Source organism: Pseudomonas sp. UBA6315 (genome assembly GCF_002438125.1).
GTDB classification, from domain to species: Bacteria; Pseudomonadota; Gammaproteobacteria; order Pseudomonadales; family Pseudomonadaceae; genus Aquipseudomonas; species Aquipseudomonas faucium.
Genome location: NZ_DJTF01000153.1, coordinates 1 through 24,336, shown reverse-complemented (window position 1 = coordinate 24,336; position 24,336 = coordinate 1). Strand labels below are relative to the sequence as shown.

Below are 24,336 nucleotides of genomic sequence, written 5' to 3'. Positions count from 1 at the left end.
AACCGCATCCTGCCGACCACCATGGAGTTCGTCGACATCGCAGGCCTGGTGGCCGGTGCTTCGAAGGGTGAAGGCCTGGGCAACAAGTTCCTCGCCAACATCCGCGAGACCGACGCCATCGCCCACGTGGTGCGCTGCTTCGAAGACGAGAACGTGATTCACGTTTCCAACAGCGTCGACCCCAAGCGCGACATCGAGATCATCGACCTGGAGCTGATCTTCGCCGACCTCGACAGCTGCGAGAAGCAACTGCAGAAGGTTGCCCGCAACGCCAAGGGCGGCGACAAGGATGACCTGGCGCAAAAGGCCATCCTGGAAAAACTGATCCCGCACTTCACCGAAGGCAAGCCGGCACGCAGCCTGATGAAGAACATGGTTGACGACGAGAAGGCCGTCATCCGTGGCTTCCACCTGCTGACCAGCAAGCCTGTGATGTACATCGCCAACGTCGCCGAGGACGGCTTCGACAACAACCCGCACCTGGACGTGGTCAAGGCCATCGCCGAGGAAGAAGGCGCGGTGGTGGTGCCGGTGTGCAACAAGATCGAAGCCGAAATCGCCGAGCTCGACGACGGCGAGGAGAAGGACATGTTCCTTGAGGCCCTGGGCCTGGAAGAGCCTGGCCTGAACCGCGTGATCCGCGCCGGTTACGAGCTGCTGAACCTGCAGACCTACTTCACTGCCGGCGTGCAGGAAGTGCGTGCCTGGACCGTGCGCGTCGGCGCCACCGCGCCGCAGGCCGCTGGCGTGATCCACACCGACTTCGAAAAAGGCTTCATCCGCGCCGAAGTGGTGGCCTATGACGACTTCATCCAGTTCAAGGGTGAAGGCGGTGCCAAGGAAGCCGGCAAATGGCGCCTGGAAGGCAAGGACTACATCGTCAAGGACGGCGATGTGATGCACTTCCGCTTCAACGTATAACGCAACACCTGCGGCGCCCCCTTCGCCGGCAAGCCGGCTCCCACAGCCATGGCACTGTCCTCGAGAACAGTGACCAACCTGTGGGAGCCGGCTTGCCGGCGAAGGGGGCGCCGCCGTTTCCGCCCTCCGTACACTAAGCTGACTCTCGCAAGAGCCCAGCGCGGTTGATGCGCCCTCTTCCCGGAGCCTCGACCATGCCTCAAACCCCACCCCGCCCCCGCTTCGACTGGCAACGCTGGTTACCCGGCCTGGCCACCCTCATGCATTACCAGCTGGCCTGGCTGCCCAAGGACATCGCCGCTGGTCTTGTGCTGACCACCATGCTGGTGCCCGTGGGCATCGCCTACGCCGAAGCGTCCGGGGTTCCCGGCATCTATGGCCTCTACGCCACCATCATCCCGCTGCTGGCCTACGCCCTGTTCGGCCCCAGCCGCATCCTCGTGCTCGGCCCGGACTCGGCACTGGCTGCGCCGATCCTGGCCGTGGTGGTGCAGTACGCGGCCAGCGACCCGCAGCGAGCGATCGCCATCGCCAGCATGATGGCCCTGGTGGCCGGCGCCTTCTGCGTGATCGCCGGGTTGCTGCGCCTGGGCTTCATCACCGAATTGCTATCCAAGCCGATCCGCTATGGCTACATGAATGGCATCGCCCTGACCGTGCTGATCAGCCAGCTGCCCAAGCTGTTCGGCCTTTCCGTCGACAGCCAAGGGCCGCTTCGTGACCTCTGGCACCTGGCCCAGGCGTTGCTCGCAGGCCAAGGGCACTGGCCGAGCTTTGCCATCGGCGCCGGATGCCTCGCGCTGATCCTGTTGCTCAAGCCGTTCAAGCGCCTGCCGGGCATCCTGATCGCCGTGGTGCTGGCGACGTTGGCGGTGAGCCTGTTCAAGCTCGACCAACTGGGCGTGAAAGTGCTCGGCCAACTGCCGCAGGGGCTGCCGAGCCTGGTCTTCCCTTGGGTGACCGACATCGACCTGGTGGAGGTGCTGCTGGGCGGCATCGCCGTGGCCCTGGTGTCGTTCGCCGACACCAGCGTGCTGTCACGCACCTACGCGGCGCGCCTGAAGACCCCGGTCGACCCGAACCAGGAGATGTTCGGCCTGGGCGTGGCGAACCTGGCTGCCGGCCTGTTCCAGGGCATCCCCATCAGCAGCAGTTCGTCGCGTACACCGGTGGCGGAAGCGGCGGGCTCGAAAACCCAGCTCACCGGCATCATCGGTGCGCTGGCGGTCACCCTGCTGCTGTTGGTGGCACCCAACCTGATGCAGCACCTGCCCACCAGCGCACTGGCCGCCGTGGTGATTGCCGCGGCGCTGGGGCTGTTCGAGTTTGCCGACCTCAAGCGCATCTTCCGTATGCAGCAATGGGAATTCTGGCTGTCGTTCACCTGCTTCGTCGGCGTTGCGGTGTTCGGTGCCATCCCCGGCATCTGCATTGCCGTGGCGATCTCGGTGATCGAATTCCTGTGGGACGGCTGGCGCCCGCATTACGCCGTGCTCGGGCGGGTCGACGGCACCCGCGGTTACCATGACGTGCAACGTTATCCACAGGCGCGGCGCATCCCGGGGTTCGTGCTGCTGCGCTGGGATGCGCCGCTGTTCTTTGCCAATGCCGAGCAGTTTCAGAACACGGTACTGGGCGCCGTGGATGAGTCCCCTACCCCGGTGCAACGGCTGGTGATCGCGGCGGAGCCTGTGACCAGCATCGACGTCACCTCCGCAGACATGCTCGCCGAGCTGGACCGGGCGCTGGAGGCGCGCGGGGTGGAGCTGCAGTTTGCCGAGATGAAAGACCCGGTGAAGGACAAGATGAAGCGGTTCGGGTTGTTCCAGCACATGGGTGAGACCGCGTTCCACCCCACTGTCGGGGCTGCTGTGGATGCTTACCTGGCAGAGACCGGGGTGGACTGGAAGCCTTGAGTTGTCTGCTCAGGCCTCTTCGCGGAGCAAGCCCGCTCCCACAAGAACAGCATCAAGCTCGGGATCTCAATGTACCTGTGGGAGCGGGCTTGCCCCGCGAAGAGGCCGGAACTGGCAACTAAACAGCCCGCACCCTGCGCCGATCGATCCAGCTCACCATGGCACTGGCATACACCGACACCGCAAGAAACAACGCCATGCGCACGGCAAAGGCCCGGTACACATCCTGCCCTCCCGCACTGTCCTGCACTGATTGCCCCAGCAATATCAGCATCGTCGTCAGGCAACTCACCCAGTAACCCGGGCTATGCCGGGTCGCCACCACGCGGTACAGCCGCCGCGCCTGCCACAACGTGAACAGCAGCACCCAGAGGAAAAACATCCACAGGTGCACGAACACACTCAACGCCCCCCACATCAGTATCGCCAGCACCCCAGCCAGCAAGGTCGAGCCAATCAGCTCGCGGCTGGCGTGGCGGGCGCGGGTCTCCTCGGCCTGCTGGCCCAGGCTCACCGACTTCATGATCAGCGGCATGAATTGGTCCGGCGCAATCAGCGCCAGCAGAAACGCCGGCATGACGATCAGCGTGGCGCGCAGGGCGACCCAGCTCACATCCGCGCTGGCGAGCGACGGCGGCGACGGCTGTGCAGGCGCATCCAGGGGCTCGGGAAACAGCACGTGGGCAAGTGCACTCCCGAGCACCGCCAGCAACATGCCCTTGGCCAACGCCTCGACCACCGACAAAGCCAGGGTGAAATCGCCGGTGCCGGCTGCGGCGATCATGGTCAGGCCGATGACCAGCAGGTTGGCCAGCAGGCCATTGCCCCCTTTGAGCGCATAGCGCAGCACCAGGAACACGCCGACGCCGACCAGCAGCACCCCACTCACCGGCGCGTGGCGCAGCAGCGGAATCAGCAACAGGCCGCTGCCGCAAGCGAGCAGCACCAGTACGGCCAGCAGCGGTGCGGCGCGCAAGGGCAGCGGCTGGCTGCGCATGGCCAACAGCAACAGCGCGAACACCGGCGCCAGGATCGGTATCGGCAGCCCCAGGCCGAAGCTCGCCGCCAGGCACAGCGCCACGCCCCAGGCCAGGCGCAGCGCACGCAGGCGGCGCAGCTCAATAGGCATAGGCCAGCCAGCTCATCAGCCACATGAACAGCCGGCCCAGCAGGTTCAGCGGGTTGCCCTCGCCGGGCAATGCCATGACTTCTGCCTGGCCGCCCACCCGCAGGCCGGAACGGTCCTGCAACTGGTCGCGGTCGAGTTCGACGATCACCGGGAAGCGCTGCGCCGAGCGCAACCACTCGCGGCTGTTCTGCACCGTCGGCAAGCTGCCCGGTGGCGTGCTCTGGCCGACGCTCACGCCATAGCCGATGCTGCGCACTCGCCCTTTCAGCACTTGGCCCGGCATCGAATCGAGCACCACCAGCACCGGCACCCCCGGGCGCAGCCGGCCCAGGTTGTTCTCGGTCATGTCGGCACTGATCCACACGTCATGGATAGCAATCAGGGTCATCATCGGCGTGCCGGCGCCCACGTAGTGGCCGACGTCGGTACGCAGGTCGGTGATCAGCCCGTTGGCTTCAGCACGCACCACGGTGCGGGCAAGGTCCAGCCGGGCCTTTTCGACAGTGGCCGCTGCGCTGCGCAACTGTGCGTTGTCGGCCTCGCCACCGCCTTGCTGCTCACGCGCCCGGGCCACTTCGGCGCGGGCCGATGCCACCTTGCTGATGGCCTGGTCGCGGGTGGCCTGGGCGCCTTCCAGGCGGCGCACCGACACCGTGCCCGGGTCTTCCTCGATCAGCCGCTTGAGCCGCTCGGCATCCTGGCGCGCCTTGCGCTCGTTGGCCTGGGCCGCCAGCAGCGCCGCCTGGGCCGAATCGATGCCGGCGGTGTTGGCACCAATCTGCCGGCGCACGGTATCGAGGTCGGCCTCGGCGCGCGCCAGGGCGATGCGGTACTGCTCCTGGTCCAGTTCGAACAACACGTCGCCGCGCTGCACCTCCTGGTTGTTGCCCACCGCCACGCGCGTGACCGCCCCGGCGACCTCGGCCGCCACCGGCACCACGTAGGCCTGCAGGCGGGCCTGCTGGGTATAAGGTGTGAAGCGGTCGGCGAGCAGGTACCAGACCAGGCTCACGACGATGACCAACAGCACCCAGCGCATGCCGCGGTCCGGGGCTGGGGCTGGGGCCTGTGCGGGGGGCGTTTGCTTGTTGTCGCTCATTGGCTTTCACCCTGTTCAGGGGCGTCGAGCAGATCGCCCCAGTCGGTACGTTGTTGCATCTGCTGACGCGTTGCGGGGTCGATGGGCGCGTGGCGGGTATCCCAGCCGCCGCCCAGCGCCTTGTACAAACTCACCAGGCTGCTCACCGCATTGCCACGGCTGACCAGGTAGCCATCCTGCTGCTGCAGCAACAGTTGCTGGGCATCGAGCACGCGCTGGAAGTCGGCGAAGCCTTCGCGGTATTGCGAGCTGGCCAGGTTCAACGAGCGCTGCGCCGCCTGCGAAGCATCCTGGCGGATGGTTGCACTCTGCAGCGAGCGCACCAGGCCGCTGGCGGCATCGTCGGCCTCGCGCGCCGCTTCGCGCACGCCCTGGTGGTACAGCTCGAGCAGTTGCTGCAGGCGCGCATCCTCCACGCGCACGGCGTTCTTGCGCCGGCCGTAGTCGAACGGGTTCCAGATCAGGCTCGGCCCGGCCGCCAGGTCGAAGCTGTTGGGCAGGTGGCTGGCCGAGGCGAAGCTCCAGCCGATGCTGCCGAGCAGGCTGATCTGTGGATAAAGGTCCGCTTCGGCGACCCCGACCAGGGCCGACTGCGCCGCCACTGCCTGCTCGGCGGCGCGCACATCCGGGCGGCGCAGCAGCAGGTTGGCGGGTACGTCCTGCAGCACGGCGCGGTCGGGCAGCGGCAACTGGCCGTGCCGCGCCTGCAGCTCCGGCAGCGGCCCAGGCGGGCGGCCGAGCAGCGAGCAGAGCACGTTATGCAGGGCATTGAGCTGGTTCTCGAACTCGGGGATGGTGGCCTGGGTGGCCAGGTACTGGGTGCGCGCCTGCTGCCAGTCCAGCTCGTCGTTCTCGCCGTGGCGGAACAGCCGTTCGGTGATTTCCAGGCTACGCGCCTGGCGCCTGGCGTTCTCCACGGCAATCGCCAGGCGCGCTTCGGTGGTGCGCACGGCGAAGTAGGTATCGGCCACCTGGGCACGCAGCAGCACCATGGCGTCGGCGTAGTTGGCCTGGGAGGCGAAGTAGGCCGCGTCGGCGCTCTCGATGGCGCGGCTGAAGCGCCCCCAGAAGTCGATTTCCCAGCCGATGTCGAAGCCCGCGCTGGACTGCCAGAACACCGAGTCGCGGGCGCTGGCGGTGCCCGACTGGTTCTGCTTGAGGTACAGGCTTTGCGCACGCAGCTGCTGCAGCTGTGGATAACGCCCGGTCTGCACGATGGCCAGTTGCGCGCGGGCCTCGGCGATGCGCAGGCCGGCAACCCGCAGGTTGCTGTTGTGGGCGTCGGCTTCGGCGATCAGTGCATCCAGGGTTGGGTCGGCGAACACCGCCCACCACTGCTGCAGGTCTGGCGCTGCGGCGGGCCGCCCGGCCTGGTCCAGCAGTGGCGTGTTCCAGCTCGCCAGCCAAGGGTCCTGCGGCGGCTGGAAATCCGGGCCGACCTGGGTGCAGCCGGCCAGCAGGGCGAGCAGGCTGACGGCATGGCACGCAGCAGGCCAGGTGCCGCGATGCCTCACGCGCCCGGCTCGGCAGGGGTTTCCGGTACCTGCAGCGCCACCCACTGCCAGAACAGCACGTAGGTCACGCCGAGAATCACCGGGCCGATGAACAGGCCGATGATGCCCTTGACCACCATGCCGCCCAACGCCCCGATCAGCACCACCGGCATCGGCACATCCACCCCGCGCCCCAGCAGCATCGGCTTGAGCACGTTGTCGGCAAGGCCGGCGACGAAGGTGTAGATGGCGAAGAAGATGGTCGCGGCGGTGAAGCCCTCGGCATGAAACACATACAGGATCACCGGCAGCGTGACCAAGGTCGCCGGCGCCTGGGCAATGCCCAGCATGAGCACGGCGATGGCCAGCATCCCGGCCCCGGGCACGCCCTTGACCACGAAGCCGACGCCAATCAGCAGCATCTGGATGAAGGCGATGCCGATCACCCCCTGGGCCACCGCGCGAATGGTCGCGGTGCACAACTTGGCCAGCGGCTTGCCGCGCTCCTCACCGGAAACGCGCATGGCAATGCGTTGCGAGGCGATCTCGCCACGGGCGCCGAAGGCCATGATCACCCCGGAGATGATGATCGCCCCGATGAACAGCAAAAAGGCTGCGCCCGCGCTGGCTGCAGCGCCGAGCACCGTCAGCCCCGCGCCCTTCAGATAGGGCATCAGGTTGTTCATGATCGGCGCCAGGCTCTGCGAGGCCGACAGCCAGAAGGCATGCAGCTTCGGCCCGATCAACGGCCAGCTGGCCACCGAGTCGGGCGGCGTCGGCACGCTCCAGGCGCCGCTCTTGAGCAGGGTCACCAGGCTGTCCACCGATTCGCCGATGGATACCACCACCAGGTAGATCGGCACCAGCAACACCACCAGCACCAGCAGCACCACCAGGGTCGCCGCGTAGCCGTCCTTGAGCCCGGTGCCGTTCTTGATGCGCTGCTGCAAGGGGTACAGCGTGACCGCCAGGATCACCGCCCACAGCATCAGCTCGAGAAATGGCTGGAACACCTGGAAGGAGAAGATCACCAACGTGGCAACCAACCCAGCCTTGATCAGCACATCGAGCAGGCCCCGCGACAGCGCGCTGTCCAGCTTGAATCCTTGTTGCATGGTTGAATCTCCAGACATACAGGGCGCCATGTGGCGCCATTCATTCGCCCGTTCCGGGTGCACCCTGGGGGTCAGGGCCGTCCCGCAATTGACGCGCCAGGGCCAGCATCACCAACGGCACCACGGCCATCGACAGGGTGATGGCGAGCACCAGCAGGTCGTGCACCTGCCGCGTCAGCACCTGATGATCGAGCGCCAGCTTGAACACCACGAAGGCGAATTCACCGCCCGATGCCAGCACCACGCCCAGGCACAGCGCCTGCGGCCGGTTCAGCCCGCCGGCAGAGCGCCCCAGGGCGAACAACAGCGGCATCTTCACGCTGACCAGCAGCAGGGTCAGCCCGAGCACCGCCAGGGGCATGGAGAACAGCAGGCGCAGGTCGGCGCTCATGCCCACGCCGACGAAGAACAGCCCCAGCAGCAAGCCCTTGAGTGGTTCGATCTGGGTTTCCAGCTCATGGCGAAATGGCGATTCGGCCATCAGCACCCCGGCCAGGAAGGCGCCCAGGGCCATGGACACCCCGACATGCTCCATCACCCAGGCAGTGCCCAGCACCACCAGCAATGCAGTGGCGGTGGACAACTCGGGCAGCCCGGAGCCGACGGTCCATTTGAACACCGGCGTCAGCAGGTAACGGCCCGTGATGATCACCACGCCAATGCCAGCGGCAACCGCCAGCATCGGCCAGTTGCGTTCGTCGGCCACGCTGGCGCCACCGCCGAGCAGCGGCACCACGGCAATCAGCGGGATCGCGGCGATGTCCTGGAACAGCAGGATGGCCACGGCCAAGCGGCCGTGAGGCTTGCCCAGGTCCTTGCGCTCGGCCAGCACTTGCAGGCCGAAGGCGGTGGACGACAGCGCCAGGCCCACGCCCAGCACGATCGCCGCCGCCTTCGACTGGCCGAATAGCCAGTACGCCAGCGCGCCCAGCACTACGGCCGTCAGCCCCACCTGCAGCGAGCCGATGCCGAACAACGCCCGGCGCATGGTCCACAAGCGGCGGGGCGAGAGCTCCAGGCCGATCACGAACAACAGCATGACCACGCCCATTTCCGAGAGGCGGGCGACGTTGTCCGGGTTGCCCAGCAAGCCAAGGACCGAGGGCCCAATCAGAATGCCGGCCAGCAGGTAGCCGGGCGCTGCGCCCATTTTCAAGCGTTGCGCCAGCGGTACCAGAAGCACCACGGCCAACAGGAAAACGACTGTCGCCTGTAGCAGGCTGCCATCGTGCGGCATCGATCAGCCCCCCTGGAGCATCAGGTGGGAATCAGAAGCGCTCTTCGATCACTTTGAAGGGATAGGGCACCGACTTGTACTTGCCGATCTTGCCGCGCTTGGGCAGCTTGACCACCTGCTCGCGGGTGATGTCCTTGTAAGGCACGCGTGTCAGCAGGTGGCTGATGATGTTCAGCCGGGCGCGCCGCTTGTCATCGGAATGAGCCATGAACCAGGGCGCCCAGGAGGAATCGGAGGCGGCGAACATCGCGTCACGGGCGCGGGTGTAATCGTCCCAGCGGCTGTACGACTTGAGGTCCATGGGCGACAGCTTCCACAGCTTGCGCCCGTCATTGATACGGTCCTGCAGGCGGCGGGTCTGCTCCTCGGGGCTGACTTCCAGCCAGTACTTGATGAGGATGATCCCCGACTCGACCATCAGTTTTTCCAGCAGCGGCACCACGGCCAGAAACTTGTCGGCCTGCTCTTCGGTGCAAAAGCCCATGACCCGCTCGACCCCGGCGCGGTTGTACCAACTGCGGTCGAAGATCACCACCTCGCCGGCGGCCGGCAGGTGGTTGAGGTAGCGCTGGGCGTACATCTGGGTCTTTTCCCGCTCGGTCGGCGCCGGCAGCGCCACCACGCGGAACACCCGCGGGCTGACGCGCTCGGTGATGGCCTTGATGGTGCCGCCCTTGCCCGCACCGTCGCGGCCCTCGAACAGGATGCACACCTTAAGGCCCTTGGCGACCACCCATTCCTGCAGTTTCACCAGTTCGACATGCAGGTTCTTCAGGTCTTTTTCATAAGCCTTGCCCGTGAGCTTTTCCGCGGGGGCAGTGTGGCCTTTGTTCCTGGACGTCTTGGACATGTCGGGCTCCTGGCAGCGAATGAAGAGTGAGTATGGTCGATCCACGGGAATTAGCCGTTTCGCTGGCAATTGCAGCGAGCGATGACGCCACTCGGTCGGCGCGGGATAGAAGCCCGGAAAAACGTTTGATACCAATCAAAAATAATTTTTGAGGCTTTGAGGGCAGTGGCGGCCCCTTCGCGGGGCAAGCCCGCTCCCACAGGTCCGGCTCATGCAGCAAGAATCATGGAAAATTGGTTCAGAAAATCCTGAACTAATTATTTCCCCCCAGCGATTTTTCCCCCTGGCGCTCCCCACCAGAATCGCTTCACCACAATCACAATAACCGTGAGGCCACTCCCGTGGACCAGACACTCCAGGTACGGCAAGCTGCCGCCGACCTCGTCGCCGCCTTCGCCAGCAACGACACCGCCCGCTACTTCGCCTGTTTCAGCGAAGACGCCACCTTCCTCTTCCACACCCTGGCGCAACCGCTGCTTTCGCGCCGTGCCTATCAAGACCTCTGGGCCCAATGGCAAGCCGAGGGCTTTGCCGTGCTCGGCTGCAGGTCGAGCAACGTGCAGCTGAGCCTGCAGGGTGAGGTGGCGATCTTCATGCACGATGTGGCCACGCACATCCGTATCGCCGGCGAGGAACACCAACTCGACGAGCGCGAGACCATCGTCTTCCGCCGCCAGGGCGAACGCTGGCTGGCGTGCCACGAGCACCTGTCGGTGGTCAGCGCCGCCTGATCCCTCTTTTACGCGGCCTTGCCGCCCTGCCAACGCACCCACAATAGGGCCCGTGCACCGCACCGGCCTACAACTACCGCGCTGGAGCATCACCATGAGCCACTCGACCGGTATCGAGACCAATGGCGTCGAACAGATCCCCGACGATCAACGCGACGCCTCCCCGCTTGACCTGTTCCGCCTGATCTTCGGCGGCGCCAACACCTTCGCCACCGCCGTGCTGGGGAGCTTCCCGGTCTTGTTCGGGCTGTCGTTCCAGGCCGGGGTCTGGGCGATCCTGCTCGGGGTCGGCGTGGGCGCGCTGATCCTTGCGCCCATGGGCCTGTTCGGGGCGCTCAACGGCACCAACAACGCCGTGTCGTCCGGTGCCCACTTCGGCGTGCACGGGCGCATCGTCGGCTCGTTCCTGTCGCTGCTGACCGCCGTGGCGTTCTTTTCGCTGTCGGTGTGGAGCTCTGGCGATGCCCTGGTCGGGGGCGCCAAGCGCCTGGCCGGGCTGCCGGAAACCGACCTGACCCTGGGCCTGGCCTACGGCCTGTTCGCCGTGCTGGTGCTGGTGGTGTGCATCTTTGGCTTCCGCTTCATGCTGTGGGTCAACAAGATCGCCGTGTGGGCATCGAGCCTGCTGTTCCTGTTGGGTATCGTCGCCTTCGCCGGGCCGTTCGACGCCGGCTACGCCGGTACCGTCAACCTCGGCCAGGCCGGTTTCTGGGCCGCTTTCGTCGGCGCAGCGATCCTGGCCATGAGCAACCCGGTGTCGTTCGGCGCCTTCCTCGGCGACTGGTCGCGCTACATCCCGCGCCAGACCCCCAAGGCGCGCATCATGCTGGCGGTGATCGCCGCCCAGGGCGCCACGCTGATCCCGTTCCTGTTCGGCCTGTGCACCGCCACCCTGGTGGCCAGCCAGGCTCCGGACTACATCGCCGCCAACAACTACGTCGGCGGCCTGCTGGCCGTGGCGCCGAGCTGGTTCTTCCTGCCGGTGTGCCTGATTGCGGTGATCGGCGGCATGTCCACCGGCACCACCGCGCTGTACGGCACCGGCCTGGACATGTCCAGCGTGTTCCCGCGCCTGCTCAGCCGCGCCGGCGCCACCTTGCTGATCGGTGTGCTGGCCATCGGTTTCATCTTCGTCGGCCGCTTCACCTTCAACCTGGTGCAGAGCGTGTCGACCTTCGCCGTGCTGATCATCACCTGCACCAGCCCGTGGATGGTGATCATGATCCTCGGCCTGATCACCCGCCGCGGCTTCTACCACGCCGACGACCTGCAGGTATTCACCCGCGGCCAGCGCGGCGGCCACTACTGGTTCCTGCATGGCTGGAACTGGCGCGGCATGGGGGCGTGGATCCCCAGCGCGGCGGTCGGCCTGTGCTTCGTCAACCTGCCGGGGCAGTTCGTCGGCCCGCTGGGCGACCTGGCCGGCGGCATCGACCTGAGCCTGCCGGTCACCCTGGGCATCGCCTGCGTGCTGTACCTGCTGCTGCTCAACCTGTTCCCTGAACCTGCTGGCGTGTACGGCCCCAATGGCCCGCGCTGGGTGCGCAGCAAAAGCACCCGGCACATGCCCGTGACCACTGCCGAAATGGCCTGACTGGAATCTGACCATGACCACTTCCCACTACATCGCTGGCCGCTGGGTCGAAGGCCAGGGCAGCGACTGCATCACCGTGCATGACCCGGCCCTGGGCGTGCCCTTCGCCGAAATGATGGCCGCCAGCGTCGCCCAGGTGGACCAGGCCGTAGCCGCAGCCCGCGACGCCCTGCCCTCCTGGAAAGCCCTCAGCGCCGGCACCCGCGCGGCGTTTCTGCGTGGCTTTGCCGAGCAGCTCGGCGAACGCCGCGAAGCGCTGATCGCCTTGCAGATGCGCAACAACGGCAAGCCGCGCCACGAGGCCGAAATCGACCTGGACGACGCCATTGCCACCTTCGCCTACTACGCGCAACTGGCCGAGCAGTTGCCGGAAAAGAACCGCGAAGTGCCCCTGGCCGCCCCCGGCTTCACCGCCCGCACGCGCCTGGAGCCGGTGGGCGTGGTCGGCCTGATCGTGCCGTGGAACTTCCCCCTGGTGACCAGCGCCTGGAAGCTCGCCCCGGCCCTGGCCGCAGGCTGCACCGTGGTGCTCAAGCCCTCGGAAATCACCCCGCTGATCGAGCAGGCCTACGGCCAGATCGCCGATACCCTGGGCCTGCCGGCCGGCGTGCTGAACATCGTCAACGGCAAGGCCGAAACCGGCGCCGCCCTGAGCAGCCACAACGGCCTGGACAAGCTGTCGTTCACCGGCAGCAACAGTGTCGGCAGCCAGGTGATGCGCAGCGCTTCGGCGCAGTGCCGGCCGGTGACCCTGGAGCTGGGCGGCAAGTCGGCGATCGTGGTGTTCGATGACTGCGACGTCGACCAGGCGGTGGAATGGATCGTCGCCGGCATCACCTGGAACGCCGGGCAGATGTGCTCGGCCACCTCGCGCCTGCTGGTGCAGGACGGCATCGCCGATGCCCTGCTGCCGCGCCTGCAACAGGCAATGGAAAAACTGCGCGTGGGCAACCCGCTGAGTGAAGAAGTGGACATGGGGCCGCTGACCAGCCAGGCGCAATGGCTGAAGGTGGCCAGCTACTTCGCCACCGCCCGCGAAGAAGGCCTGCAGTGCCTGGCCGGCGGCAAGGCGCTGGACCGCGACGGCTGGTTCGTCAGCCCCACGCTATATGCCGATGTGCCCAAGCAAAGCCGTCTGTGGAGCGAGGAAATCTTCGGCCCGGTGCTGTGCGCACGGCGCTTCGCCAGCGAAGAGCAGGCGATTGCCGAGGCCAACGACAGCCGCTTCGGCCTGGTGGCCACCGTCTGCTCGGCAGACCTGGCGCGCGTCGAGCGCGTGGCCGATGCGCTGGAAGTGGGCCATGTGTGGATCAACTCGGTGCAGGCGGTGTTCGTCGAAACGTCCTGGGGCGGCACCAAGGGCAGCGGGATCGGGCGTGAGCTCGGGCCTTGGGGGTTGTCGGGGTATCTGTCGGTGAAGCATGTGACGCGCTGTCTGGGCTGACGACCGCAGCGGGCTGCTGTGCAGCCCGTTCGCGGGGCAAGCCCGCTCCCACAGGATGTTCACCGCCTGATGGACAGTGGGCTACCTGTGGGAGCGGGCTTGTCCCGCGAATGGGCCGCCCGGCGGCCCCCGTTTCACGCCGGCTCGTCAGCCGGCCGCGCCCCTTCCTGCACCAGCACCATGCTCTGCGGCGAAGACAAGGCAATGCCCTCGTCGCGCAACTGCCCAAGGATGGTGAACAGCAAGTCGCTGCGCGCCCCCGACACCTGCCGCGGCGACGCCACGTAACCACTCACCCCGATCACCATGCCATTGCTGGTCAGGTCCTTGAAGGTAACCGACGGCGATGGCGCATCAAGCACCGCCTCGTGCTCGTGGAAGGCCTTGAGCAACACCTCGCGCACGCGGTTGGCATCGGTCTCCAGGGGCAGGGTCAGGGTAACGCCGACCACGCCCAGGGCATTGCCCATGGTCACGTTGCGCACGTTCTGCGAGATGAACTGCGAGTTGGGCACGATCACCGTGGAGCGGTCGGACATCTGGATCTCGGTGGCGCGCACGTTGATCCGGCGGATGTCGCCCTCGACGCCGGCCAGGCTCACCCAATCGCCCACCTTCACCGGGCGCTCGGTGAGCAGGATCAGGCCGGAAATGAAGTTCTGCACGATCTGCTGCAAGCCGAAACCGATACCCACCGACAACGCACTGACCACCCAGGTCAGGCTGGTGAGGTTGATGTGCAGCGTCGACATCACCAGCATGGCCAGGAACAGGAAGCCCAAGTAACCCACCAGGGTCACCAGCGAGGCGCGCATGCCGGCGTCCATGTCGGTATCGGGCAGCAGGCGTTCGCTCAGCCAGCGCTTGATCACGCGAATGGCGAACAGGCCACCGAAGAAGATCGCCATGGCCAGCAGGATGTCCTGCGGCACGATGTTCAGGTTGCCGAGCAGCTTGCCACCGGTGCCGTCCCAATCGCCCAGGCTCAGCAACAGCTCGCTGGGGCTGGTGCCCGAAGGCATCAGCGCCAGCAGCAGGGCCAGCAGCAACAGCACGGTGCGGGCGATGCCGCTGAGGATGGTGCTGGCCTGCGCCTGATGGCGCGGTGCCAGGCCCAAGGTCGAGGCCAGCGCCAGGCCGCCAGGCTGGCGGGGCGACAGCAACGTCTCGCACAGGTCGCCCAGGAAGGTGGTCAACAGGTAGGCGCAGGTGGCCACCACGCTGATCCACAACAGCTTGGCCGCGAGGAAATACGCCAGGGTCAGGTAGCCGGCCAGCAAGGCCAGGGTGATCAGCGCGACCCACACCACCAGCACGAACGGCAGCAACCCGGCCAGGCCAGTGGCGCGCTCCAGTTGGTGGATGCGCCGGGTGCGGCGGTAGCGCACCAGCGCCGCCGAAAAGATCACCACCACCACCAGCGCGGTCAGGCCGTTGGTGGCCACGGTCAGCGCAAGGCTGGTGCCGATCACGCTGTTGATGCGCTCCATGGTCAACATCACCATCAGCGCCAGGGCCAGTATCTTGGGGAACCAGCCAAGGGCACTGGCCACTTCGTCAGCGATCGGCGGCAGGCGCCACGACGGGCGCTGCAGCATCAACATGGCGCGGCCCAGGCCGGAGATGAAGGCGCTGAACACCACCAGGGCAAGGATGTGGTTGGTCAGGCTGGCGACATCGGAGCCCAGCTCGGAGCTGCTTTCCAGGCCCCAGCGCAACAACGACACGGAGCCGGCGATGGTGCCCAGGGTGGCCAGGCTCACGCTCAGCGCCAGGGCGCTGCGGCGCAGGCGGCCTTCAGGCAGCCAGCGCACCATGGCGTCGGCGAGCAGGCGTTCGAGCACGCGGCGCACCAGGGTCCACACCAAAATCGCCGCCACCAGGCTGGTGATGAAGAACCAGCGGTGCTCGGGGCTCAAGGCGCTGGCCACGGCATCGGCGGCCTCGCCGCGCAGGTCGCGCAGGCGCATGACGTCATCGTCGGTGGGGCGGATCAACGACTTCCAGAAGGCCGGGGTCAGCGGGCTGGTGGCGCGGCTGGTGACCTGGGAGTTGAACTGGCTGCGGCGCAAGTTGACGATCTGGGTGGACAGGTCGCGGGCCGACTGGGTCAGCTTGGCGGCCTGCTCCTGCTCGGCGAGCAGCGCTTTCTTCTCGGCTTCGAGCTCCTTGCGCTGCAAGGTCAGGCTCTGCGCCTCGTCCGGTTGCGGCGGGCCGATGACCTTGAGCTTGTCGTCGAGCTTCTGCACATCGGCGGCGCGCAAGGTGCTCAAGGCATCTGCCTGGCGCTGGACCTGCATGGCGCCCAGGCGCAATTGCGACAACAGGTCGTCGTTGGCATTGCTGGTCACGCCCTGGCGAATCTGGTCGAGCCGGTCATTGAGCTGCGCGTAGCTGGCGTCCTCCTCCAGCATCGGCAGTTCGGCTGCGGCCAGGGTGGACACCGGGGTGGCGGGTGCCGACCAGGCCGGGCTGGCCAATGCCAGCATCAGGGTCATGACACCCAGGTAAAAACGGGCAAGGCAGAAACGCCTCATCGAATGTTCCTCTTTACATTTCGATCAGGCGGTGGATTCTACGCGGCTTGTGGCCAACAGAAGAGTGCCGTTGCTCGCAACAATCCTGCGCCATTGCCCCGAAGCTGAAGAAAGTGGCCGCCGCTTCAGTCCGTCACGGCGCGCAGCCTGCCCGCCCGGCGGTACGACTGCCGGGCAAAGCACACGAACAGCCCGGCCATGATCGCCAGCGCCATCGGCAGCCCGTGCGGCGCCACATCCATCGCTGCGCCGCTGAGCAGCGGCCCGATCAGGCTGCCGACACCCCATAGCAGGCCGACGCTGGCATTGGCCGTGACCAGGTCCTGGCCCTTGAAGCGCTGCCCGATCAACACCAGCGCCAGGGTATAGATGCCCCCCGCCACCGCGCCCAGCACCACCAGCAACGGCCACAGCAGCCAGGTCATGTCCAGCAGCCAGGGCAAGGCGATGCCGATCGCCATCGCCACCAGCCCGCACACCAGGTGCAGCCCGGTGCGCTCGACCCGGTCGGCCAGCCAGCCCAGGGGCAGCTGGAAGACCATGTCACCGGCGAACACCACGGTCACCATCAGCGCCGCCACACCCACGGCAAAGCCATGGCTGGTGGCATACACCGGCAGCAGCGACAGTACCACCGCATCGAAGAACGAGAAGAACAACACCGCCACGCACAGCGCCGGCGCCACCCGGAAGAACCCGGCCAGGCCGAAGCTCTTCTCGCCTTCATCGCCATGCTCGACGTGATCGTTTGGCACCGTGAACAGGATGCACAGCAAGGCCAGGCCGTAGCACACCGTCACCACCCCGGTGATCCACGGGCTGTCGGCGCCGAGCAGCGCCAACAGCGCCGGGCCCAGCACCTGGAAGCCGGTGAAGCTGGTGGCGTACAGCGCCATGATCTTGCCGCGGTTGTGGTCGGGGCACAGTTCGTTGACCCAGGACTCGCCGAGGATGATGGCGATGCCCATGCCGATGCCCAGCCCCAGGCGCAGCACGGCCAGCAGCCACAGCGAGTCGAATGCCGATTCGAGCAGGGCGATGCTGACCGTGCACAGGCTGAAGCACAGCAGGTAGATGGTGCGCCGGGTCAGCAGCCGGCAGCAGCTGTCGACCATGAATGCCGAGAGCATCATGCCGGCAGCGGGAATGGCCGAGATGATGCCGATTTCCAGGGTGCCGGCACCGGCTTCGTGCAGGCGCAACGACACCAGCGGCAGGCTGGCCCCCAGGCTGAAGCCAACCACCGAAACGGCGAACAGAAGGCCCGCCAGCAAACGCATGTTCATGTACCACTCCAAGCAAAAACCGAAAAGACGCGCAAATACAGGCGCCCACGCGCACGCCGGGACGGCGGATGGCGCAGGGGCGCGGTCAGTTCAGGGCAAGGTGTGGCGAGAAAGTGAAGGCAAACAGCACGCTGCGCCGACGCTTGAGCACCGTGTCGCTCGGCCACGCGCGACGCATGGCCTGGAGGGCAGGCTGGCGGGCATGGGGGAGGCTTTGGGTACGGCGCATTGCTTGGATACTACGCAGGTGGGGGGAAAAGAGGCGGCACTCTAGGCCAGCCAGGTTGCGTCGTCAATCGCCGGCCAGCCGGCTCTCACACAAATCAGCAGCGCCGCGCTCATTGTGGGAGCCGGCTTGCCGGCGATCGGGCTGCAACGCAGCCCCACCCCCTTCAGCGCTTGCCAGTATTGGGCAAAAACACCGCCAACAGCCCGAACAACGGCAAGAACGAGCACAGCCCATACACGTACTCGATACCACGCAAATCCGCCAGGTACCCCAGCAGCGCCGCGCCAATCCCGCCAAAGCCGAACATCAGCCCGAAGAAGATCCCGGCAATCATCCCCACACTACCCGGCACCAGCTCCTGGGCATACACCACGATCGCCGAAAACGCCGAGGCCAGGATGAAGCCGATCACCACGCTGAGCACGGTGGTCCAGAACAGGTCCGCATAGGGCAGCGCCAGGGTGAACGGCGCCACCCCCAGGATCGAGAACCAGATCACCGCCTTGCGCCCGATGCGGTCACCGATCGGCCCGCCGAAGAAGGTGCCGGCCGCCACCGCGCCGAGGAACAGGAACAGGTGCAGCTGCGAGCTGGCCACCGACAGGCCGAACTTCTCGATCAGGTAGAAGGTGAAGTAGCTGGTGAAGCTGGCCATATAGAAGTACTTGGAGAACACCAGCAGGCCCAGCACGATCAGGGCCGCGATCACCCGCTGGCGAGAAATGCCATGGGTAGCCTGCACTGCCTTGCGGGCCTTGGCCTGGTTGAGGTGCTCCTTGTACCAGCGGCGCAGCATCAGGGTCACGGCGAAGAACAGCAATCCGGCCACGCCGAACCAGGCCACGTGGGTCTGGCCGAAGGGGATGACGATGGCCGCCGCCAGCAGCGGGCCGAACGCGGAGCCGGCATTGCCGCCCACCTGGAAGGTCGACTGGGCCAGGCCAAAGCGCCCGCCCGAGGCCAGCCGCGCAATGCGCGAGGTTTCCGGGTGGAAGGTCGACGAACCGATACCCACCAGTGCCGACGCCAGGAGAATCATCGGGAAGCTGCCGACGAACGCCAGCATGACGATGCCCACCAGGGTGCACAAAGTGCCCAGCGGCAGCAGGTTCGGCGCCGGCCGGCGGTCGGTGAAGAAGCCGACCCAGGGCTGCAGCAGCGAGGCGGTGACCTGGAACGTCAGGGTAATCAGGCCGATCTGGGCGAAGCTCAGGTTGTAGTTGGCCTTGAGCATCGGGTAGATCGCCGGCAGTACCGACTGGATAAGGTCGTTGATCAGGTGCGCCAGGGCGCAGAAGGCGATGATGCGCATTACCAGCGGGTTGGCTTGGCTCGCCGAACCGGTGCTGGCGGAGGGGGTGCTGCTGATGGCCATGGGCTTGGATTCCGTCCGCTGGGTTGGGATCCGATTATCGGGAAACAAATAGATACATAGCTACCTTTTTTATCCCTCTGTCGTCGCGTACTTGTAAATGGTTCTCAATATAATTAGCATCTTCGCCCGACATCCCCGTAATCGTTGGGCGAAACCGCCCTTATGCGAGCACACCGACCCATGAGCCCGATGCCCGCCACGCAGATTCAGGCCGATCCCCAGCAGGAAGCTCTGGAATGGTTTTCACGCCTGCGCCAACCCGGCTGCGATGAACGCGAACGCCAGGCCTTCGCCCAGTGGTGCCAGGCGCCGCTCAATGCCCACGCCTATGCCGAGCTCGAAGCCTGCTGGCAGCAGCTGCAGGCGCCCCCTGCCCGGCCGCGGCCGCAGCTGCTGGTGCTAAAGCGCAGCCGCCTGGGCCTGCTGCTGGGCGTGCTGTTTCTGCTGCTGCTCGGGGCGCTGGCGTACCTGTACTGGCCACTGATGCAGCGCCTGGGCAGCGAGCTGCACACCGACGCCGGCGAGCGCCGCAGCCAGCGCCTGGCCGATGGCTCGACCCTGCACCTGGACAGCGCCAGCGCGATGAATGTGGATTTGCGCGGGCGCACGCGGCACCTGCAGCTGGTGCAGGGCCAGGTGTACCTGGAGGTGAAGCTCGACGGCCGCGCCCTGGAGGTGCAGGTGGACGATGCGCGCATCCAGGTGTTCGGCACCCGGCTGATGGTGGCCCGCCATGCCGGGCATGACGAGCTGGTGGTGTTCAACGGCAAGGCGATGATCGTTCAGGGCGCCGACCAGCGCATGCTCGGCGCAGGCGAGCGGGTGACATTCAACGAGGCGCGGATCGGCTCGGTGCAGAAGGCCGATGTAAAGGCTGCAGACGCCTGGCGCTCAGGCCAACTGCACGCCGTCGAGATGCCGCTTGGCCAGGTCATCGAACGCCTGGCCAGTTACCAGGGCCGGCGCGTGTGGTTGCTGGATGATCAAGTGGCCTACCGGCGCGTGAGTGGCGATTTCAACCTCGACCGCCCCGGCGAAACCCTCGCGGCCCTGGCCGGCGCGCAGCAGCTGCAGCTCTATGACGTGCTCGGCCAGTGGCTGATCGTGCGCTAGCACCGGCCTTGGCGGCTAAGTTTTTGAAAGCGTGTAAATTTTTTTTGAAATGAGTGTTGACACAGGGTCATCACAAGGGAATAATGCGCGCCATCGGCTACATAGCTCAGTTGGTTAGAGCATAGCATTCATAATGCTGGGGTCCGGGGTTCAAGTCCCTGTGTAGCCACCAAACTTGAAAAGGGCTTACCGCAAGGTAGGCCCTTTTCTTTTGCCTGAAGAAAAGTTCAGCGCCCTCCCCTCAGCGCACGCCGGCCACCACCACGGCCAGGCCCAGCCCGATCAATGCCACGCCGATCACCCGGTCGACCACCCGCTGGCGCTCGATCATCGCCTTGCGCAGCCCCGCACTCGAAAAGAACACCGCCACCAGGCTGAACCACGCCCAGTGGGCGAACGACATGAACGCGCCATAGGCGAAATCCAGCGCCAGGGGCGCGCCTGGCTGCACCACCTGGGTGTAGGCGCTGATCACGAACAGCATGGTCTTGGGGTTCAGTGCGTTGGTCAGGAAACCGGTGCGCAGCACGGCCAGCAGGCTCGCCCCCGATGCCTGCCCCTCCAGGCTCAGGCGCGCGGTGTTGGTGAGCGACTGGTAGCCCAGGTAGATCAGGTAGCCCGCGCCGAGCACCTTCATGGCCAGGAACAGCGCCGGGCTCTGGCTGATGATCACGGCGATGCCCAGCACCGTGTACAGCACGTGCACCTGCACGCCCAGGGCAATGCCCACCGCCGCCGCGAGGCCAGCCTTGCGGCCCTGGGCATAACTGCTGCGGGTGACCATGGCGAAATCAGCGCCTGGGCTGATCACGGCCAGGATGGTGAATAGGGCTACGGCGAGTAGTTCGGTCACGGGAAAGCGTCCTCGATAGGCGATGAAAATGCACAGAGGCGCTGATTATCGAGGTCGGATAATTTCTGGAAAATCGATTTATAGTGGCGCTGATCTGCTAGTTTTTTTCACAGATATTCATTGCCAGTGCGGGCCTCTTCGCGGGGCAAGCCCGCTCCCACAAGTACACCACCGGTTTGCAGGCAAGTGATGAACCTGTGGGAGCGGGCTTGCCCGCGAAGAGGCCCGCACTGACAACACAGGCCCCCTATGAAACTGCCCCCACTCAGCGCCTTGCGCTACTTCGACATCGCCGCCGAAACCGAAAGCTTCGTGCGCGCCGCCGAGCGCCTGCACGTCACCCACGGCGCGGTCAGCCGCCAGGTGCGCCTGCTCGAGGAAAGCCTGGGCATCGAGCTGTTCGAGCGGCGCAACCGCGCCCTGTTCCTCACCCCCGCCGGCCGCACTTTGCATGGCACCACCCAGGCGATCTTCGAACAACTCGAAGGCGCCGTGCAGCGCCTGCAGCAGCAAGAGCGCGACAATGTGCTGGTGCTGTCCTGCGAACCGACCATCGCCATGCGCTGGCTGATCCCGCGCCTGCCCCGCTTCCACGCCGCACACCCAGACTTGCACCTGCACCTGGTGGCCGCCGGTGGCCCGGTGGACTTCGCGCGCAACGGTATCGACCTGGCGCTGCGCCGCGATGACTTCCACTGGCCAGGCAGCGTGCACAGCCGCAAGGTCTGCGACGAATGGATCGGCCCGGTTTGCCGCGATGCCGGCACCGCGCTCGAAGGCCAGCGCCTGCTGCACAGCAGCACCCGCCCAAGCGCCTGGCCCGACTGGCTGCGCCTGAGCGGCCAGCCGTTGCGCCGCAGCCAACGCAGCGATTACCAGCACTTCTATTTGTCGCTGCAGGCCGCCAGCGCAGGCCTGGGCCTGGCGATCGCCTCGGCACTGATGGTGCGCGACGAACTCGACAGCGGGCAGCTGCACGCCCCCTTCGGCTTCCTGCGCGATGGCTCCAGCTACCACCTGCTCAGCCCGCAGCCGCTAGGCGATGGCGGCAAGCGCCAGCGCTTCGCCGACTGGGTGGTAGGCGAAAGCCAGGCCTGCCTCGCTCAGCTGGGTTTGACGCAGAACGACGAACCGGCGCTGCCATCGCCGCCCCAGGTGCGGTAACCGGCCGTGTCGATGTGGATGCGCCCCGTGGGATAACGCCCCAGGCCCATGTTCCAGGCCTGCCCGTATTGCTGCCAGAAGCGGCACAGCGGGTTGGGGTCGGCCCCGCCCGGCAGCAGCATGTCGACCGCGAAGGCACGGCTATGGGCGCTGCCCACGGCGCCGCCGGCGCAGCGGTTGAGGCTGGGCTCGCGGTAGGCGGACACCACCTCGAACTGGCGCAGGATGCCTTGCTCGCCAAGGGCCTTGAGCAGCGCCAGCGTCGAGCGCACCGCCGGCCAGTTGGCAGACGGCGGCACGGCAAACGGTGAAGCCCGGCACAGCTTCCAGTCGGAGGCCGAGCGCAGCAGCTGGTGAATCGGCACCACACCATACAGGCGGGCCTGCACCAGCATTTCACGAAAGGGCCGGGTCTGATGGTCCCCGGCCCACTGGGCGAACATCCACAGGTCGCGCTCATCGGCCTGGGCCGTGCCCATCAGCAACGCCAGCGCCATCAACCCGCCTTTTGCACGTTTCATTCCTGCTCCCCCTGCTCCACCATGAGCACGGCCGCCAACCCTGGCGGCTGCTGACAAGGAGTTAAGCATGCACAAGATGGCCTTACCGAGCCTGGCCGCCCTCGCCTTCAGCGGCGTGGCCCTGGCAGATGCGCGCATCGACCTGGGCGACAGCCAGCGCGTCACCCGCCTGTTCGCCTACCCCAACAACTGCCACGTGATCTGCTTTCGCGACTGGACGCTGGAGCAGACCGTCGAGCACTACCTGACCCAGAGCGTGCGCCGCGATGGCCACGCCAACGCACAGGTGCAGGTGAGCCGCCAGGATGACCGCCTGCACGCGACCATCAGCCAGGTGCCCGCCAGCTATGCCGAGCCGCTGCGCCAGCTGCTCGACAGCGGCGAGCTGGCCTACCAGGGCGCCAGCCAGCTGAACAAGGACGGCAAATGGTCCTACGACTGGTACCTGTTCCTGCCGCTGGGCATGGCCCTGCAGAACCGGCGCAGCATCGAACTGCTGCACTTCCCGCCCGACTATTCGCTGACCCAGGCCCAGGACTACCTGCGCTCCAACACCACCGACCGCTGGGCCGAGCTGCTGACCTTCAACGGCGTGCCAGCCAGCCAGACAGCGGCCTACCAGACCATCATCGACATCGCCCCGATCGCCGCACCGGCCAGCGCAGGCGACGCCCTGAAGGGCACCTACAGCTACTTCAAGGACTATCAGCTGCGCATGGTCCGGGAAATGACTCTGCAAGACGCCAGCAAGCCCCTGCCGATGGTGGCCTTCGGCGCCCCGGTGCGCAGCTGGATCCAACAGCAATACGGGCCTCAGGTGGCTGTGCTGGGCCTGGTCGGCATCAGCCCGCAAGCGGGCGCCACGGTACCGGTGCTGGGCGCGAACCACCCCAGCGCGATCTGGTATGCGGCAGACAAGGACAGCCACGGCGGCAACCAGGACGAGGCCGATGCGGCGGGGCTGAAGATGATGGGCCAGGACCTGACGGCGGCGTGCTGGCAGGCGGGAATGGGGCGTAATCAGCAGGCCGATGCCCGCTCGACCCTGCAGGCGTGCTCGGACAAGTGGCAGGTGGCGCAGAAGAAGCAGACCTGCGAGCTGTTCTTCCGCACCGTGCGCCAGTACACGCCGGAGCAGGCGGCGGCCAAGTGCAATAGCGGGGGCGTGAAAAGAAGCCTGATGGATTTGCGCAAGCCGGTCGAGGGGTTGCAGGGGCTTTGATCGGTATTGCCTGTACTGGCCCTATCGCCGGCAAGCCGGCTCCCACAAGGATCCCACAGGCCCCAGGATCAGTGTGGGAGCCGGCTTGCCGGCGATAGGGCCGCGACGATCAGTCTTCGAGCAAGGTGCAGGCCATCACCAGCGCATCTTCGCGCCCGCCCGCCACCGGGTAGTAATCCCGCCGCCGGCCAATTTCATTGAAGCCATAGCGCTCGTACAACCGATACGCCGACTGGTTGCTGGCCCGCACTTCCAGGAAGCACTCCCGTCCATTGAGCTGGTAGGCCCGCGCCATCAGGTGCTCGAGCAGGCGCAAGCCCAGGCCGCAGCCCTGGTTCTCGGGCTTGACGGTGATATTGAGCAGGTGCGCCTCGTCGATGATCACGTTGATCACCCCATGCCCCACCTGCTGCTGGCCATCGAACATCAACCACACTTCGTAGGACTTGAGCGCATCCTGGAAGATGCCGCGGGTCCAGGGGTGGCTGAACGCGGCATATTCGATCT

20 protein-coding genes and 1 tRNA gene are annotated in these 24,336 nt (G+C 66.3%); 9 read left to right on the top strand and 12 right to left on the bottom strand.

Annotation, left to right across the window (positions count from 1 at the left end; translation table 11 throughout):
• Positions 1-921: redox-regulated ATPase YchF (gene ychF / locus B3E94_RS18045; protein WP_286914535.1), on the top strand; the 921-nt coding region annotated here is incomplete at its 5' end.
• Positions 922-1,115: 194 nt separating this feature from the next.
• On the top strand, positions 1,116-2,837 hold the full coding sequence (locus B3E94_RS18040; protein WP_286914534.1) for a SulP family inorganic anion transporter: 1,722 nt from the start codon (positions 1,116-1,118) through the stop codon (positions 2,835-2,837).
• A gap of 118 nt (positions 2,838-2,955) precedes the next feature.
• Here the strand turns inward: B3E94_RS18040 and B3E94_RS18035 are convergent, their stop codons facing one another.
• Genes B3E94_RS18035 through ppk2 form a run of 6 tightly spaced genes read right to left on the bottom strand, consistent with a single transcriptional unit; the run spans position 2,956 to position 9,760 of the window.
• Positions 2,956-3,966, bottom strand: a complete 1,011-nt coding sequence (locus B3E94_RS18035) for a DUF2955 domain-containing protein (RefSeq protein WP_286914532.1) — start codon at positions 3,964-3,966, stop codon at positions 2,956-2,958.
• Positions 3,956-5,065, bottom strand: a complete 1,110-nt coding sequence (locus B3E94_RS18030) for an HlyD family secretion protein (protein ID WP_286914531.1) — start codon at positions 5,063-5,065, stop codon at positions 3,956-3,958. Before B3E94_RS18030 ends, B3E94_RS18035 begins: the two co-directional genes overlap by 11 nt.
• Positions 5,062-6,579, bottom strand: a complete 1,518-nt coding sequence (locus tag B3E94_RS18025; protein WP_286914530.1) for an efflux transporter outer membrane subunit — start codon at positions 6,577-6,579, stop codon at positions 5,062-5,064. Before B3E94_RS18025 ends, B3E94_RS18030 begins: the two co-directional genes overlap by 4 nt.
• Positions 6,576-7,673, bottom strand: coding sequence for an AI-2E family transporter (locus tag B3E94_RS18020; protein WP_176512180.1), 1,098 nt, complete (start codon positions 7,671-7,673; stop codon positions 6,576-6,578). Before B3E94_RS18020 ends, B3E94_RS18025 begins: the two co-directional genes overlap by 4 nt.
• A 40-nt stretch (positions 7,674-7,713) precedes the next feature.
• Entirely contained in the window at positions 7,714-8,910 is a 1,197-nt protein-coding gene (locus tag B3E94_RS18015; RefSeq protein ID WP_286914529.1) for a monovalent cation:proton antiporter-2 (CPA2) family protein, read from the bottom strand.
• 31 nt (positions 8,911-8,941) lie between these two features.
• The gene (gene ppk2, locus B3E94_RS18010) at positions 8,942-9,760 is read right to left on the bottom strand and encodes a polyphosphate kinase 2 (RefSeq protein WP_176512182.1); all 819 of its coding nucleotides are present in this window, start codon (positions 9,758-9,760) and stop codon (positions 8,942-8,944) included.
• Positions 9,761-10,101: 341 nt separating this feature from the next.
• Here ppk2 and B3E94_RS18005 point away from each other — a divergent pair, with 341 nt between their 5' ends.
• From B3E94_RS18005 to B3E94_RS17995, 3 genes are all read left to right on the top strand, one after another.
• The gene (locus B3E94_RS18005) at positions 10,102-10,491 is read left to right on the top strand and encodes a YybH family protein (protein ID WP_286914527.1); all 390 of its coding nucleotides are present in this window, start codon (positions 10,102-10,104) and stop codon (positions 10,489-10,491) included.
• A gap of 94 nt (positions 10,492-10,585) precedes the next feature.
• Positions 10,586-12,085 (top strand): purine-cytosine permease family protein, encoded by a 1,500-nt coding sequence (locus B3E94_RS18000; RefSeq protein ID WP_236236461.1) that lies wholly within the window; start codon positions 10,586-10,588, stop codon positions 12,083-12,085.
• 13 nt (positions 12,086-12,098) lie between these two features.
• Positions 12,099-13,529, top strand: coding sequence for an aldehyde dehydrogenase family protein (locus tag B3E94_RS17995; protein WP_286914526.1), 1,431 nt, complete (start codon positions 12,099-12,101; stop codon positions 13,527-13,529).
• 134 nt (positions 13,530-13,663) lie between these two features.
• Here the strand turns inward: B3E94_RS17995 and B3E94_RS17990 are convergent, their stop codons facing one another.
• From B3E94_RS17990 to B3E94_RS17980, 3 genes are all read right to left on the bottom strand, one after another.
• Positions 13,664-16,066 carry a DUF3772 domain-containing protein gene (locus B3E94_RS17990; RefSeq protein WP_286914525.1) on the bottom strand — a complete coding sequence of 801 codons (2,403 nt, stop codon included), beginning with the start codon at positions 16,064-16,066 and terminating at the stop codon, positions 13,664-13,666.
• A gap of 125 nt (positions 16,067-16,191) precedes the next feature.
• On the bottom strand, positions 16,192-17,352 hold the full coding sequence (locus tag B3E94_RS17985; protein WP_176512187.1) for an MFS transporter: 1,161 nt from the start codon (positions 17,350-17,352) through the stop codon (positions 16,192-16,194).
• Positions 17,353-17,744: 392 nt separating this feature from the next.
• On the bottom strand, positions 17,745-18,956 hold the full coding sequence (locus B3E94_RS17980; protein ID WP_176512189.1) for an MFS transporter: 1,212 nt from the start codon (positions 18,954-18,956) through the stop codon (positions 17,745-17,747).
• 180 nt (positions 18,957-19,136) lie between these two features.
• Here B3E94_RS17980 and B3E94_RS17975 point away from each other — a divergent pair, with 180 nt between their 5' ends.
• Positions 19,137-20,069: a FecR family protein gene (locus B3E94_RS17975; protein WP_286914524.1), complete on the top strand. Its 933-nt coding sequence runs from the start codon at positions 19,137-19,139 to the stop codon at positions 20,067-20,069.
• 95 nt (positions 20,070-20,164) lie between these two features.
• Positions 20,165-20,241 (top strand) — tRNA-Met (locus B3E94_RS17970).
• Between the two features lie 69 nt (positions 20,242-20,310).
• Here the strand turns inward: B3E94_RS17970 and B3E94_RS17965 are convergent.
• Complete coding sequence (locus tag B3E94_RS17965) at positions 20,311-20,922, bottom strand: LysE family translocator (protein WP_176512191.1); 612 nt, start codon at positions 20,920-20,922, stop codon at positions 20,311-20,313.
• A 249-nt stretch (positions 20,923-21,171) separates the two neighbouring features.
• On the opposite strand from B3E94_RS17965, the gene B3E94_RS17960 reads away from it, so the two are divergent.
• Positions 21,172-22,086 (top strand): LysR substrate-binding domain-containing protein, encoded by a 915-nt coding sequence (locus B3E94_RS17960; protein WP_236236457.1) that lies wholly within the window; start codon positions 21,172-21,174, stop codon positions 22,084-22,086.
• Here B3E94_RS17960 and B3E94_RS17955 read toward each other — a convergent pair.
• Complete coding sequence (locus tag B3E94_RS17955) at positions 22,026-22,607, bottom strand: D-Ala-D-Ala carboxypeptidase family metallohydrolase (RefSeq protein WP_176512193.1); 582 nt, start codon at positions 22,605-22,607, stop codon at positions 22,026-22,028. The genes B3E94_RS17960 and B3E94_RS17955 overlap by 61 nt on opposite strands.
• Positions 22,608-22,674: 67 nt before the next feature.
• Between B3E94_RS17955 and B3E94_RS17950 the strand changes: the two genes are divergently transcribed.
• Entirely contained in the window at positions 22,675-23,829 is a 1,155-nt protein-coding gene (locus B3E94_RS17950; RefSeq protein WP_286914523.1) for a hypothetical protein, read from the top strand.
• 109 nt (positions 23,830-23,938) lie between these two features.
• Here the strand turns inward: B3E94_RS17950 and rimI are convergent, their stop codons facing one another.
• On the bottom strand, positions 23,939-24,334 hold the full coding sequence (gene rimI, locus B3E94_RS17945; protein WP_286914521.1) for a ribosomal protein S18-alanine N-acetyltransferase: 396 nt from the start codon (positions 24,332-24,334) through the stop codon (positions 23,939-23,941).
• Positions 24,335-24,336: the final 2 nt, after the last annotated feature.